The sequence below is a fragment of the Okeania sp. SIO2C9 genome (assembly GCF_010672455.1).
In the GTDB taxonomy this organism is placed as follows: Bacteria; Cyanobacteriota; Cyanobacteriia; order Cyanobacteriales; family Microcoleaceae; genus Okeania.
Genome location: NZ_JAAHGO010000034.1, coordinates 1 through 14,548, shown reverse-complemented (window position 1 = coordinate 14,548; position 14,548 = coordinate 1). Strand labels below are relative to the sequence as shown.

Here is a 14,548-nt window from a genome sequence, read left to right as displayed (position 1 = left end):
GAAGTATAACGCACCGCCCAATCTATAACTTTAAAGATGTCATAATACGAGGCATCATAAAAAGCTAAACTTGCCAAATTTTCCTCACCATAAACATGATGGAAGTTAAGAAAATGTTATTTCCTCAAATGCTCCTACTTTGGTAGATTTATTGCAGGAAATTGAAAATATTCTCAGGAAGTCAATATGCCAGAAATAAAAATTAAATGCCAGCATCCAGAATCATTAAAAATTTTATTAAAAGCAGCATTATAAAGAGAATTACAGTCTTTGTCTAATGGTATTGAAATAACTAAACAAAGATTGCAGGAATTTGAGACTAAATATCAGTTATCTACAGCAGAATTTATCATAAGATATGAAAATAATGAATTTACAGAAACTTTATAATTAAATAAATAGATTGGAGAATAAATAATGCTAAAGCGATTACAGAAAAATTTATAAATTATATAATGAAGTGATTTTGCCGATTGAAGAAGATTTTCAGTAATTCAGTTAGATTATTGTAGGGATCGCTTGACACTTATTTACGAACAAACCTATTAAGTTGTTGAACTAATAAATGTACTGTTTAGGACATTATTATAAAACAAATTTCACGGTAAAAATGTAGGGGTGATTCGCGAATCACCCCTACTTACATTCCCTAGTTTAGCCTTAATTTTGATCAATTTCTGTACCACAGGAGAAGGATTTTGACGCTGTTCTTCTTCCATTTTTCTGCTCCATTCTAACCAATCAGCTATATATTGATTTACTGATTCTTGATTGTGCAAATAATATAAAATTGTGGCATAAACCTGTTCCAAAGTTAAAGACGAATAAGTTTGGAAAATTTCTTCAGGAGTTTTCGATCTATAAATAAAATCATAAAAGATAGTTTCAATTCCTACCCTAGTTCCTTTCAGTCGAATATCATTGGGAGCTAAAAAATTAAAATAGTCTTCGAGTTTCATCGTTAATTATTCAATAAAACCATTCAAAACCCAAGCTTCTCGGTTTCGGTTTGCCATTCCCATAACAATTGCGACTTGAGGTTGGCGATCGCTATCTTCCGAGCGGACTTCTTCAATACTTTTTTGTCGCTTGAACTATGGGGTTCTCCATGTTCAGTTATTCGTAAAGGTGATGCCATGTAAACAATTCCTTCGATTAATTCAGCTTTTTTGACATCAGGCATTTTTTCATAACGTTGTTCAAATTCTATCTGAGTAAGTTGGTCTCCGTTTTCAAGAGGAGGAATTGTATTTTGGGGTTTTAGTATGGTTTGAGACATGGTAACGCGATGTGAACTTTTATCGTAGTTTTGCTCTAGCAATAAGACAAGTATTAGGGCTAAAGCCCAACTACAAACAAAATTACTTAATTATATTACATTAGTAGTTTAACTTAACTCAGAAAAAATTGATAAAATGAAAATTACTAATTACTCACTAATATAGGTTATATGCAACCAAATTCAGAAAAACTTCCCTGGTCTACTTCTAATATTAAATACTTTGCCTATGGCTCCAATTTATCTAAATCATTACTAGAATTCAAACTATCATTAAATTCTCAAACAAAGGATAAATACAATACAGAACCTAATTCACTGATTTTACATTCTCAACCAGCTATATTAAAAGACTTTGAATTGAAATTTAATTTATATGTGCCGACGAATAATGTCGATCCAAGTTATGCTAATTTAGTTTATAAAAAAAATTCTACTGTACATGGTTGTTTGTATGAAATGTCACCAGAGTGTAAAGCAGTAATTGATGGATTAGAAGGTAAAGGTCAAGTATATCAAGAAGAAATTGTACGAGTTTTGCCTTATGCTTCAACGACTACTATTACTGCTCTAACATATATAGCTTACAGAGAAAAAATTCAATTCCCAGGTATTACAATTAAAGATGGTGTGCCACCTTCTAAAAGATATTTAAAAACTCTAATTTATGGTGCTCAAGAATGTAATTTATATTCTGAGTGGATCGAATATTTAAAAAATCAAAAATTTGCTACAATACCTTTGACTAAATTATCAAATGAAGAGTTTAAAAAGATTAAGGAAAAAATTTATACTGCCAAAGACTTAGAACTTAAAAATTTACCATTAGACCAAGCTTTTAATGAAAATGGAGAACTAATAAAACCTATTATTAGCAGTATTTGTGGGTTAGTATTTATGTGTTATCCCAATCAAGGATTTGCGATTGGATCAAGGGCGTGGATTGAACAAATATTAGGACGAGATATGACAGTATTTTATGCAAGAAGATGTTTGCGAAATGAAGGCGTTTCATTGTATGAAACTGAACAAGATGTATTGTTGGCAGATCGAGATTGTCTAGATTATGTTATCGCAAATGCCTATGATTTATTGAGGCAATCAAGAATAGAAGGAGAAGGTGTATTTTTACTTGGTAGGACAACTAATTTTCATTTGTGGAAAGATTATTTGTAAGCATTCAGCATTCAGCATTCAGCATTCAGCATTCAGTTATCAGTTATCAGTACCTCTGTAATAAGGAGGCTTAAAATACGCAATTCTCTTTTTTTTATCCCCTTAAAAGGGCAGTCTTTAGACCACGATTTTTCGGTAAAAGCGATTGATAAGTTAAAGCCAAATTAAACTGGGTATTGCTGAAACGCCTTAAAATTTACTATTAATAGCTGAATAGTTATGATTATTTGACTTCAAGAAGTCAGTCAAATTTAAAAATTTATGATAATGTTTATCGTAACTTAGTCCTCCTCTATGATAGAAGTTAATTTTAGCCTAAATACTTAGGAGCTTGCTTCTAATTCTAATATATTTTATATATAGCGCTACGCATTAAGGTTAGAACATTTCTAAAGTTTGTTTCCTGACAGATTTCGCACCGAAAACCCTTTAACAGTTTACTATTCCCTATTCCCTATTTCCTATTCCCTAGTACGTAGAGCTATAAAATTTTAATTAAATAGGATTACTATATATTGAATAAATTATAGAATATGATGATGAATAATTTGGAGGTTAACTTATGATTAAGTATAAATTCAAAAATTTAACTATTTTTTTATGGATTTTTTTCGCAGCATTTCCATCGTTAGCAAATGCTAATAATCTAGAAATATTAACCCACAATAAATCAGATATTTCTCAATCTCAAATTATTACTTCACCAGAGCCAGATAATTCTCCTTATTCTAAGTTAGAAAATTTATTAGCAGATAATAAATGGCAAGAAGCAGACGAAGAAACATACGATTTGATTTTAACTTTAACTCAAAGAAAGAGAGGAGGAGGTATCAATACAAGAGCAATAAAAGAAAAAATTTCTTGTGAAGAAATTAGCAATATCGATCGACTATGGCGGAAATATTCTGAAGACAAATTTGGTCTTAGTATTCAAGTATCAATTTACTTAGAAACTGGTAATAATTTGGAAGCATATGACCCACAAAGTTATCAAATATTTGGTGACAAATTAGGTTGGAGAAAAGCGAGAAAATGGAAACAATATGAGCAGTTAAATTTTTCAGAAAATGCTCCTCAAGGTCATTTGCCAATAGCTTTAAGAGAGCTAGATGCTACTGTGAATATTCCAGAATTTATGATTACTAAACGTTTGCGTCGAATATTATATTCTAAAGTTCAAGAATGTAATCTCTAAATTTAAGAAGGAGTCACTTCAGTTATCAGTTATCAGTTATCAGTTATCAGTACCTTTGCCTGAATTCAGAGCCTTGAAATATGGAACTTTATTTTTTTTCATCGGGCTATTATCAGGATATGATATTATAAAGGTATTTTTTTTCTCTAATACACTTTATTCTGCAACTTTAGCAACTATTTTACCCCGAACATGACGACCTTTTAAACGATTTAATGCTTCTGGTATTTCCTCCAAACTAATTACTTCTGTCAACATTGAATCAACTTTTTTTTGTCTGACTAATTCCCCCATTTCTCTTGCCATCTTCCCTAAGTCTTTAATTGCTATTTTATCCCCAGATAAATAAGCACCTCCCAAAGCAACTTCATGGATAGAAGCAGCAATACTAAAAGGTTTAAACTTACTAAAATCAGGCAACCCAGCAATACAAGCAATTCCACCATTAAATGCCAACATTTCAAAACCTTTTGTTGCAGTTTCCGAACTAACCGTATCTAAAATTGCATCAACACCCCGCCCTTTAGTAATTTCTTTCACTCTCGCAACTACATCCTCATTTTTATAGTCAATTAAATGCTTTGTTCCCAACTGTTGCACATAATCAAAATTACTCCGAGAACAAGTTGTAATTACCTCCAACCCAGCTAACACTGCCAACTGTACTCCAAAACCACCTACCCCACCAGCACCACCATGAATTAAAATAGTTTGCTCTGACTGAATGTGCAAGCGTCGATGCAAAGCTTGGTAAGCAGTCAAACCCGCACAAGGAATAGAAGCAGCTTCAGTAAAAGAAACACCTTCTGGAAGTGGAGCAACTGCTATAGCGGTAGCGTTAGTATATTCTGCATAACCTCCAGGTTTCGACAAATTCCCATGATAATAAACTTTATCTCCAACTTGCCAGTCAGTCACATCAGCACCGACAGCATCCACAACCCCTGCCACATCTAACCCCAAAATAAATGGATAACTCCACCTGGAAAACCCAGAAGCAGCCACTTTATAGTCAACAGGGTTTAATCCGACCGCATGGACTTTTACCCTAATTTCATCTACTTTTGGCTGTGGTAAGGGCATTTCTGCCATAAGTAAACTATCAGGAATTCCTGGTTTTTCTAAGACTAATGCTTTCATTTTTATGTATCCGCTCAATAAATTGGGGTAAAAAGAGAAAAAGTAGAGCTAGTGTTGTAGAATATGACTTATGATGCAAAAACTATCATCAAAAACTCTTAGAACAATTCTTGGATGATTTTTGGGATTACTATCGAGACTTACTTGCTTATAGAGATGCTCCCACACTTTCAACTGCCCATAGATTACGCTCTGAATTTTCTCGACTTTTCGGGACCCAGAGTGGCTATCAGCAGTTGGATTAACGAAAACAATTAACTGCGGCCAAAATTTCCGAGTTGCTCTTGGTGTTAGAGCATCCGGAATTACCATTGCATAATAATCCAGCGGAGTTAGCTGCTAGGACTATGGTTCAACGACGCAATATTAGCTATGGAACTCAGACAAATCAGGGGACTGCATCTTGGGATACTTTTATGTCTCTAGTTGCTACTACTCGTAAACTGGGACCCTCGCTTTTTTGAATATGTACGCGATCGCATTGCTAAGACTAGGAATATTCCCCCTCTGGCAACTATTATTTACGATCGCTCTTCTGTTAACTGCCTTGGTTGGTCTTGGCAACTATAATAATTGCCTACCCCATCATATTGAGTGGATACCTATTTTCGTCTTTTGTGCAACAAAGCCATAATGCGCTCAATTTTTTTTGCTTCCTTACAGTTTAGCTTTTTAACTTTTGTTTCTTTTTCTTGTGAAGAAGAGTTGAACTAGCGCCGATACTTCCAAGGGCAAATAAGCTTAGGATTGAGGATGGTTCAGGTATAGGACATGGAGGACATACATCAGTTACCTGAGCATGAGCAGGTTGTTCAAACATAGATAAAATTGTAGATGCTGACGCAGAAATAGGTTTCATCAGCGCAGTAAGAATGGGATTTTTGGGAAGACTTCCTTGTGGTTCTGGTTCGGGAGGAGTACAACTGCATGGATCAGGAGTTTTCACAAATGAAAATGTAGGACTGTCAAGTTCAAACTCTAATGGACCACCTAATAAAGGAATTGCATCATTTAATTGATCTGCTGAAAGTGTGGCAAATAAAGATACTTTCTGATTATTAACATTCGCTCCTAGTGTAAAATTGTTAACAAATGGAAAAATATCATTAACGCCAGTAGTTTGTACTAAATTGAAGTTAAGGGTAACATCCACTGGTGTATCCCAATCATTATCCCAGAAACTCATAATAGTAAATGTTTGTGAACCGGTAAACATACCTGATTCTGGAATATCAAGATCATTGGGCATGGGTTCACTAGGAAATGAACTTAGTCTCGCTCCAGCTAATGCTACTGAATTAGTTATTCCAATAGCTGCTGTGATGCCAGTGGTAATCAAGCTAGTAATCGCCAGTTTTTGGAAAAAGTGTATTTTATTCATGAGCTTTTCTGGGTGAAAATTTAAAAACTATAAGTTCAAACTAATAATCTCACAATAATTCCAAAGTGATTGTTCATTTTTCTGTTCACTTTTTTATTAAATTGTTCACTTTCTGTTCATTTTTCTATTCAAAGTGTTCAGTTTAGAAAATGAAATGGTAGTGCATCAAGAAAGTGTGGGAATGATAAGATGAGTATTGTCCCTAAATACTCTCAATCATCATGGAATGTCCTCTGTGTGGCCATCAGAAAACTCATAAACATGGAAAGACTAGCAAAGGAAGTCAACGATATTATTGTCCTGAATGCCTACAAACTTTCACCGATACTTTTGACACTCTCTACTATCGGCGAAAAGTTGAACCAGAGAAAATGCGCATGGTTCTACAGGCTCATGTTGAGGGTAGTAGTTTAAGAGGAATTAGTCGCACAGTGAATCTTGCCTATAATACAGTAGTCAGTTTAGTGAGAGCTGCCTCTCAAAAAGGACAGATGATTCATAATGCTCATGTCCAAGATATTGAAACCTCACAAATCAGCAGTGATGAGTTTTGGTCATTCGTCCAAAAAAACAAAAACACTCTCAGGCAAATGAATTAACACAAGGGGATTATTGGATTGGCATGACTCAAGCATCATCGAGTGGATTAATTTTGGCTACTAGAGTTGGCAAGCATACTGACGAGTTCATCCTTTCTTTTTACTAGCTTTGATGTCTGGTTTGCCAAGTTCACCTTTGAGAAGGTTGTTTTCGTCCCGTAGCTGTTGGTTTTCTTCTTCTAGTTGTGTAACTTTTGAGTTGAGTTGCTCTACCAGATTCAGTAATAGTTCTACTGTTTGACGCACTCCCACATCTGCAATCAAACCTGGGTCAATTGATCGCAGTAATGTGGCCACTAATTTTTCTGATGATAGTTTTTGCATCATAAGTCATATTCTACAACACTAGCTCTACTTTTTCTCTTTTTACCCCAATTTATTGAGCGGATACATTTTTATCTCCTAAAGTTGAATTATAATTCTGGCAAAAATGTTAATCTAATCAATTCAAGATATGAAATAAATAATTTCATCTCCCTATTTCCTATTCCCTATTCCCTATTCCCTATTCCCTGACTTTTGCAAGAAGTCTATTGTAATTTTACCAAAATGGGAACCTGTTTCCATATAACTTAGTGCTTCTGGAGCTGACTCAAACGGAAAGACGCGATCGCATACAGGATGTAATTTATTAACATTTATAGCCTTATTCATCGCCTCAAACATTTGGCGCGAACCGACAAAAATTCCTTGTATCCGGACTCCTTTCATCACTGCAGGTAAAGGATTAAATTCTGCTTGCGCTCCTGCTAATACACCTATCAAACTAATTTGCCCACCCATTTTGACTGCTTTTAAAGACTTACTCAAAGTATTTGCTCCACCGACTTCCACAATATAATCAACTCCCACTCCCTCAGTTAAGGTCAAAACCTGTTTTTCCCACTTCGGTACAGACTTATAATTAATCACATCAGATGCACCTAACTGCTTCACCCTCTCCAACTTTTCATCACTACTGGAAGTTGCAATGACTCTAGCTCCTGCCATAACTGCAAACTGTAAAGCAAACAAAGAAACTCCACCTGTTCCCATAACTAAAACTGTTTCCCCTGGTTTTAAACCTGCTTCCATTAAAGCGTGCCAAGCAGTTACTGCAGCGCAAGGTAAAGTTGCTGCTTCTACATCAGATAAGTGAGACGGAATACTTACTAAACCATCTTCAGACAACACCACATATTCTGCCAACATTCCGTCAACTTCACCACCCAAAGCTGACTTAAATACCTCCTTAGTTAAATTACCCGATCGCCATTTCTGCATAAAAATACCCGCAACTCTATCTCCAGGTTTAAATTTAGTGACACCTTCTCCTACCGACACAACTTCTCCCACTCCATCCGAACAGGGAATAGCAGGCAAATTTAGATGGGGGTGGTAAAGACCTTTAACCATTAAAATATCCCGATAGTTCACCGAGACTGCTTTTACTCTGACCAAAACTTCTCCAAATTTTGGTTGTGGTTGTGGTTTTTCTGTTAAAACTAAATTACCAAATTCCTGAATTTCAAAAGCTCTCACAAAATTCCCTCCTTAAAGAAACCTTGAAAAAATAACAGTCGAAGGAAGGGTACGGACATATCAAACCCACATTCCGCATCACAAAATGTAGTATAGAAAAAGGAGTCAGGAGACAGGAGACAGGAGACATAATTTTAGAAGAAAATCATAGCTACCGTGATTGAGTAAACAATCAAGCAAGTATTTATGCGTAAATTTTTTACTCGGAATTTGATCGACGAAAAAAGTAATTGAGATGATTTGCATAGTATAAATACCTACCAAACCACGGATTTATATACTACTTTTAATGTTGCAAATTGAAGTGCGGAATGTCGGATCAAAAACTTAAAATTCAGACAACGCAAAATTTTTTTTTCCTTCGCTCCTTCCTTCTTCCCTCTTCCTTCTTCCTTCTTCCTTCTTCCTTCTTCCCTCTTCCTTCTTCCCTCTTCCTTCTTCCTTATTCCCTATTTTTACTTCTTCCCTCTTCCTTCTTCCTTCTTCCCTCTTCCTTCTTCCTTCTTCTCATCAGACTGCTTTAACCGCCAACCTTTTCTCGTAAGTTGTCGAGAGCGGGCAATAACCAAACTATCATCTTCCACATTCTTTGTTACTACCGAACCTGCCGCCACCGTCACATCTTCCCCCAAAGTAACAGGAGCAACCAATACACTATTTGCACCAGTCTTAGAGCGATCGCCTATTTCGGTCTGATGTTTCTTCACCCCATCATAGTTAGCAATAATTGTACCTGCACCAACATTTACCTTTTCTCCCAAAGTCGCATCCCCTAAATAAGATAAATGAGCTGCATTAGTGCGATCGCCCACCTGAGCTTTTTTCAATTCTACAAAATTACCAATTCGACAGTGAGAACCCACTTGAGAATCTCCTCGTAGATGTGCATAAGGGCCAATACGAGTACGATCGGCCACTGCACTATCAGCAATCACCGAATACAAAATCGATACATTTTTACCAATCTGACTATTTTCAATCAAAGTTCCTGGCCCAATGCGACTACCAGCACCGATGATACTTCGACCCCGAATATGAGTTTGTGGTTCAATAATCACATCCCGTTGTAACAAAACAGTATCATCAATAGTGATACTATCGGGGTCTATCAAAGTTACTCCGGCACTCATCCAATCATCTTTAACCCGCGTTTGCAAAATGTCATAAGCTGTAGCCAAGTGTTTACGGTCGTTAATACCCACAATTTCTTGATAGTCATTCACATCAACTGCCATAACAGGGCTGAGAAAATTAACTGTATCTGTGATGTAGTACTCTTTTTGGTCATTATTTGTGGTGAGTCTTGGTAAAATCTCTGCTAAAGCTGGCCAGTTAAAACAGTAGACTCCAGCATTGACTCGGTGGTTTTGTTTCTGAGCTGCCGTACAGTCTCGGTCTTCTACTATTTGTGTAACGATATTATTTGTATCACAAAATATTCTACCGTAACCTTTGGGATTAGGCAGATTCGCAGTCAAGATGGTTGCTGCATTTTGATTTTCTTTGTGAATATCAATTAAATTCTTCAGAGTTTCTGGTCGTAATAATGGTACATCTCCATTTAAAACTAGAAGGTCTTCAGAAAATCCTGCAAGACTGGGTAACAATTGTTGAACGGCATGACCAGTCCCTAATTGTTCCCTTTGCTCTACAAATTCTGGGGTGGGTAAGTTATCGTCTTGATTTTCAGTATTAAGAAGAGACTCTTGTACAAGGTCTCCACGATAACCAACTATAATAATTATTCTCGATGGTTGAATAGAAACACAACTTTTCAAGACCCGTTCAACCAAGGTACAAGAACCTAACTGGTGTAATACCTTGGGTAGGTCAGACTTCATTCTGGTGCCACGTCCAGCCGCTAAAATTGCTACCGCTACCATGATTTTTGGGATTATGTTCTTAATGAATAAGAAACGTTATATTACTGAATTTATCATAATGTTAGCAGAAGACCCGCACCATAATCTTTGATTTGGTGTCGGGATGAATGCTAACAAATTTAATATTTTTGAGCTATAATCATAGTATAAAAAAAACTACACTGTCAAGCTTTAGTGTTAGAAAAAGGTCGAAAAAATTGAAAGCCAGATATAAATATCGCATCTACCCTAATCATGTCCAAATCACAAAGTTTAATCAACTATTTGGTTGTTGTAGATACGTTTGGAATCAGTCATTAGCATACTGTAATCAATTATATTCTAATAGTATTAAAAAGCCTTCATATACTGATTTAACTAAACAATTTATAACACAAGCTAAAAAAGATTTGCTTTGGTTAAAAGAGGTAGCCTCTACTCCATTACAACAATCATTAAAAGACTTAGAACGAGCATATAAAAACTTTTTTAATAGTTGTACTGGTAAAAGAAAAGGAATTAAGGTTAAACCTCCTAAATTTCAAAGTAGAAAGTCAAGACAAACAGCAAGATTTGTAGGAGCTAATTATCAGATTAACCAAGATAACATCTATCTACCCAAAGTAGGTAAGATTAAAATAGTCTGGTCGAGACCATTAGCTAATCAGCCTACATCTGTAACTATTATTAGAGATTCAGCTAATAGATATTTTGCTAGTTTTGTAGTAGAAACTAATCCGGAATTTCTGCCTAAAACTGATAACTCAATAGGTATAGATTTAGGTATCAGCACATTTGCAACATTGAGTAATGGTGAGAAAATATTAGCTCCTAAACCACTCAAACGAAACCTCAAAAAATTAGCTACATTTCAAAGAAAGTTTGTCAAAACTGAACCAGGCAGTAAACGTCGTGAAAAACGTAGATTAAGAATAGCTAAACTCCATGGCAAAATTAAAGATATCCGTACAGATTTCCTTCATAAATTATCAACTGATTTAGTTCGTAAATACGACACTATTGTACTAGAAGATTTGTTTGCGAAGCATTCCGAAGGAAATGTTTCTGGTCTAACTCGTAATCGTAAACTTGCTAAAGCAATTAGTGATTTAGGTTGGCGACAATTTAGAACTTTAACTGAGGCAAAATGTGAAAAGTATGGTAAAGAGTTTAGAGTCATTAACCGTTGGGAACCTACAAGTCAGAAATGCAGTTGTTGTGGATTTAAAGGTGGTAAAAAGGAATTAAATGTAAGAGAGTGGACGTGCTTAAATTGCGGTACATTTCACGATAGAGATATTAATGCAGCAATCAATATTTTAGAAGTAGTTCAACCGACAACCAAGGTTAAAACTATTGAAACTAAAGTATTAGATAATCCTGTACAACTATCACTTTTCAATGTAGTCGCCGAGGGTCAACCGGAGACTGAACAAAAACGGACACGGAGAAAACGTCAGACTTCCTGTAAAAAGGAAGCAGATTTCAGTGATGTGTCAACCCGCCCTGAGTCATTCGTTCAGCTTGGTCTGTTTGATTAATGGATGGGAATCCCGCGTTGTCTCGTAGAGCAACGTCGGGAGGATGTCAAAATACCCATACTCTCATATATGGCAGTCCTCGAGGTGGTTGTTTAGAAAAAGTGGGAGATGGGGGGATGGGGAGATGGGGGGATGGAGAAAGATTTGGCAATGGCGCTCAGATGGAACATTTTTTAGCGAATTTGATATAAAAAGCTAATAATATAAGACTTTGGAATACTGGGTAGTCTCTGCAATTTGTCAATATACCCCTCAAGCACTGCTATAGTTTCATCAAATCTTACTTTTGACTTTTGACTTTGAAATACTGGGTAGTCTCTGGAATTTGTAAATATACCCCTCAAGCACTGCTATAGTTTGATCAAATCTGACTCCTGACTCCTGACTCCTGACTCCTGACTCCTGACTCCTTCTTCAACAACCAACGTTTTTTCCAATGAGATGTAGGTTCTAGGGAAGATTTTTGTTGTTCTAACTGGCGACGATGCATAATAATTTCTGCCGAGTCTGATAAGTGGGGGTCTCGGTAGGGAATACTAGCGCGAGTTAGTAAATGTTCTTTTTCTTTTTGGGAAAGTGGGGGTAAATATTCTTCAGTAAAACTGGCCACTGTTCCTGGCGATCGCCTACCTACTGGTGCAGTAGAACCAATTTTCAAATGAGCTTCTAGTAATGCTGTTCTAACTGCTGCAGAGCAGGAATATGTTGCTAGATGACCATCAGGTTTGAGAAAGCTAGTTACTAAGCGCAAAAATTCTACTGTCCACAGTTGAGGACAACTGGGTGGAGAAAAGGGGTCGAGAAATATAGCATCAGCTTGGAAACCGGAGTTATTTAGTTCTTGAATAGTGATTCTAGCGTCCCCGATGGACAGTTTGGCTTGAATTTTTTTTGTTTGTAATTGATGGGTATTAGCGAGAGTAGCTAATAATTCTGGCACAGGGTCGGGCCAATTATCTAGAAGATTTGTAGCGATCGCTGCTTTTGGCACTTCTGGGTCTAATTCTAGGCCTACCAATTGAATTTTACAACCAGGATTAATTTTCCAGATGGCTGCTAAAGCAGAGGCAGTGTTATATCCTAGTCCATAACAAACGTCAAGTAGGCACACCACGGGTTGATGTATTCTAGATAATAGTTGAACTGGGTAAACAAACTTAAATTCTGCTTCTTGTTGAGCGCCAAAATGAGAGTGAAAAGTTTCACCAAATTCGGGTGAAAAAAAAGTAAAAGAGCCATCTGCTGTTGGTTGTGGCATGAATTTGTGATTTGTCAATTTTTCCTCTGAAATAGTTATCTAATGAATAAACAGAAAAAATTATACTTACCTCTTTGGTTTCCTTGTCCTAGTTCTTGGTTAAAGGCTTTAATTATGGTTTATTTTATAACTATTTTAGTTGCCGTAATTAAGGATTTAAAACTAGGAATATATTTTTGGCAACAACTACAGGGAAGTTTAGAGTTATTCATTTGTTTGAGTATTATTTTTCTGTTTTGTTTGATTCCTGTTTTTGCTTTTTTGCATCATTACTTTATTTTGATTTTTCATGCTTTTCGGCAAATTTTAGATCGAAGTTATCGGTATAATTTTTTCTTATTCCCGCCAATTACAAGTTGGTGGAAAGCTTTATATAGTTGGTTGATAATTGTTATTAGTACTCTAGCAGCAACTTTAATATATACATTGATTTTGCCTTGGTTTAACCTAAACTATCAAATTGCAATTTTAGAAAAAAGTCAATTTTTAGATCCTGAAACATTTATTGAACGGTTACTTTTATTTGTTTTTATTAGTGTTTGGTTAATTGTAGCAGCTAAATTATATCAATTTGAATTTTTATCTAAAAAAAATTTTGTATTGAACAAAATATATAGTCCTAGCCCGATTATAAAAAATAAAAAATTTTCCAAACAAACTCAGATTAATTTACATAAAACAGAGAATGAACATGAATTAGCAAAAGCTAGCATTTATTATGGAGTAACAACAACAAATAAACCTAAATCAGTATTAGCGAAAAATAAAGCAAACAAAGCCAAGCAAATTCATCAAATAAAAAAAAATAATTACTTACAAAAAATTCAGAAAACAATCAAAAAAAACATTTTGGTATTACTGATTATTCCTTTACTTGCATTAGGCGTATATGGATTTTCTCAATGGCAATTAATGTCTGAAAAATCTGTAGTTATAGTTCCGGAAATCCCCTCACCAATAGCAAAAAAAGTTAACTCCGAAAACCTAGAAATTGAAGAAGTAAAAACTAAACCTACACCTATATATTCCCCAACAGAAAAACCTTTACCAACCCCAAAAATAACTCTTGTATTACCACCCCCAGACCCATTTAAACTCGCAGTTAATCGAGCTATAAGTGCAGCAGAAATGGCTCAGTCTGCCCAGACTAAAATAGAATGGGAAGCAGTAGCAAGTCAGTGGCAAGACGCAACAGAATTTATGAAAATAGTGCCAGCATTTCATCCAAAATATAAACAAGCTAGAAAAAAAATCATAGAATATCAAGGCTATGCTGACTATGCAATTAGAGTAGCGAAAATGAAAAAGTAGTTGAATAAGGAAGAAGGAAGAAGGAAAAAGTGGATGGGAACTCTAATACCATTTCTCAAAAACTTTTCTACATTTTATTGAGCAGAGGAGTAGGGGAGTTAACCCAACTATAGCCCCTTCCAGAAGGCAGGGCTAATTCTTTGTTGTCAGAGAATATTTACAACCCTATATTTTTTTGAGATCCTGTGCTTCCCACACTCCCCACACTCCCCACACTCCCCACACTCCCCACACTCCCCACACTCCCCACACTCCCCACACTCCCCACACTCCCCACACTCCCCA

13 protein-coding genes and 2 pseudogenes are annotated in these 14,548 nt (G+C 35.8%); 7 read left to right on the top strand and 8 right to left on the bottom strand.

The window, feature by feature from the left end; all coding sequences use genetic code 11:
- Positions 1-599: 599 nt before the first annotated feature.
- Complete coding sequence (locus tag F6K23_RS23425; RefSeq protein ID WP_293160273.1) at positions 600-959, bottom strand: DUF433 domain-containing protein; 360 nt, start codon at positions 957-959, stop codon at positions 600-602.
- A gap of 134 nt (positions 960-1,093) precedes the next feature.
- A pseudogene (locus F6K23_RS23420) lies at positions 1,094-1,279 on the bottom strand (Uma2 family endonuclease); the annotation flags it as partial.
- 171 nt (positions 1,280-1,450) lie between these two features.
- Here F6K23_RS23420 and F6K23_RS23415 point away from each other — a divergent pair.
- Entirely contained in the window at positions 1,451-2,455 is a 1,005-nt protein-coding gene (locus tag F6K23_RS23415; protein WP_293160271.1) for a gamma-glutamylcyclotransferase family protein, read from the top strand.
- A 562-nt stretch (positions 2,456-3,017) separates the two neighbouring features.
- Complete coding sequence (locus F6K23_RS23410) at positions 3,018-3,650, top strand: GUN4 domain-containing protein (protein WP_293160269.1); 633 nt, start codon at positions 3,018-3,020, stop codon at positions 3,648-3,650.
- A 156-nt stretch (positions 3,651-3,806) separates the two neighbouring features.
- Here F6K23_RS23410 and F6K23_RS23405 read toward each other — a convergent pair whose 3' ends face one another.
- Positions 3,807-4,790, bottom strand: coding sequence for a zinc-binding dehydrogenase (locus tag F6K23_RS23405; protein WP_293160267.1), 984 nt, complete (start codon positions 4,788-4,790; stop codon positions 3,807-3,809).
- A gap of 426 nt (positions 4,791-5,216) precedes the next feature.
- On the opposite strand from F6K23_RS23405, the gene F6K23_RS23400 reads away from it, so the two are divergent.
- Positions 5,217-5,360: a hypothetical protein gene (locus tag F6K23_RS23400; protein WP_293160265.1), complete on the top strand. Its 144-nt coding sequence runs from the start codon at positions 5,217-5,219 to the stop codon at positions 5,358-5,360.
- 94 nt (positions 5,361-5,454) lie between these two features.
- Here the strand turns inward: F6K23_RS23400 and F6K23_RS23395 are convergent, their stop codons facing one another.
- Positions 5,455-6,171: a PEP-CTERM sorting domain-containing protein gene (locus tag F6K23_RS23395; RefSeq protein WP_293160263.1), complete on the bottom strand. Its 717-nt coding sequence runs from the start codon at positions 6,169-6,171 to the stop codon at positions 5,455-5,457.
- Positions 6,172-6,377: 206 nt separating this feature from the next.
- On the opposite strand from F6K23_RS23395, the pseudogene F6K23_RS23390 reads away from it, so the two are divergent.
- Positions 6,378-6,856 (top strand): annotated as a pseudogene (locus F6K23_RS23390) (IS1 family transposase); the annotation flags it as partial.
- Between the two features lies 1 nt (position 6,857).
- On the opposite strand, the gene F6K23_RS23385 reads toward F6K23_RS23390, so the two are convergent.
- From F6K23_RS23385 to glmU, 3 genes are all read right to left on the bottom strand, one after another.
- Positions 6,858-7,097, bottom strand: a complete 240-nt coding sequence (locus F6K23_RS23385; protein WP_293160261.1) for a hypothetical protein — start codon at positions 7,095-7,097, stop codon at positions 6,858-6,860.
- Between the two features lie 171 nt (positions 7,098-7,268).
- Complete coding sequence (locus tag F6K23_RS23380; RefSeq protein WP_293160259.1) at positions 7,269-8,291, bottom strand: NAD(P)-dependent alcohol dehydrogenase; 1,023 nt, start codon at positions 8,289-8,291, stop codon at positions 7,269-7,271.
- A gap of 455 nt (positions 8,292-8,746) precedes the next feature.
- Complete coding sequence (gene glmU / locus F6K23_RS23375; RefSeq protein WP_293160257.1) at positions 8,747-10,174, bottom strand: bifunctional UDP-N-acetylglucosamine diphosphorylase/glucosamine-1-phosphate N-acetyltransferase GlmU; 1,428 nt, start codon at positions 10,172-10,174, stop codon at positions 8,747-8,749.
- Between the two features lie 197 nt (positions 10,175-10,371).
- Here glmU and F6K23_RS23370 point away from each other — a divergent pair, with 197 nt between their 5' ends.
- Together F6K23_RS23370 and F6K23_RS23365 are read left to right on the top strand one after the other, a co-directional pair.
- Positions 10,372-11,694 (top strand): RNA-guided endonuclease TnpB family protein, encoded by a 1,323-nt coding sequence (locus F6K23_RS23370; protein WP_293160255.1) that lies wholly within the window; start codon positions 10,372-10,374, stop codon positions 11,692-11,694.
- Positions 11,694-11,885, top strand: a complete 192-nt coding sequence (locus tag F6K23_RS23365; protein WP_293160253.1) for a hypothetical protein — start codon at positions 11,694-11,696, stop codon at positions 11,883-11,885. The genes F6K23_RS23370 and F6K23_RS23365 overlap by 1 nt, the downstream gene beginning before the upstream one ends.
- A gap of 170 nt (positions 11,886-12,055) precedes the next feature.
- On the opposite strand, the gene F6K23_RS23360 is transcribed toward F6K23_RS23365, so the two are convergent.
- Complete coding sequence (locus F6K23_RS23360) at positions 12,056-12,952, bottom strand: tRNA (5-methylaminomethyl-2-thiouridine)(34)-methyltransferase MnmD (protein WP_293160355.1); 897 nt, start codon at positions 12,950-12,952, stop codon at positions 12,056-12,058.
- Positions 12,953-12,994: 42 nt separating this feature from the next.
- On the opposite strand from F6K23_RS23360, the gene F6K23_RS23355 reads away from it, so the two are divergent.
- Complete coding sequence (locus F6K23_RS23355) at positions 12,995-14,263, top strand: hypothetical protein (RefSeq protein ID WP_293160251.1); 1,269 nt, start codon at positions 12,995-12,997, stop codon at positions 14,261-14,263.
- Positions 14,264-14,548: the final 285 nt, after the last annotated feature.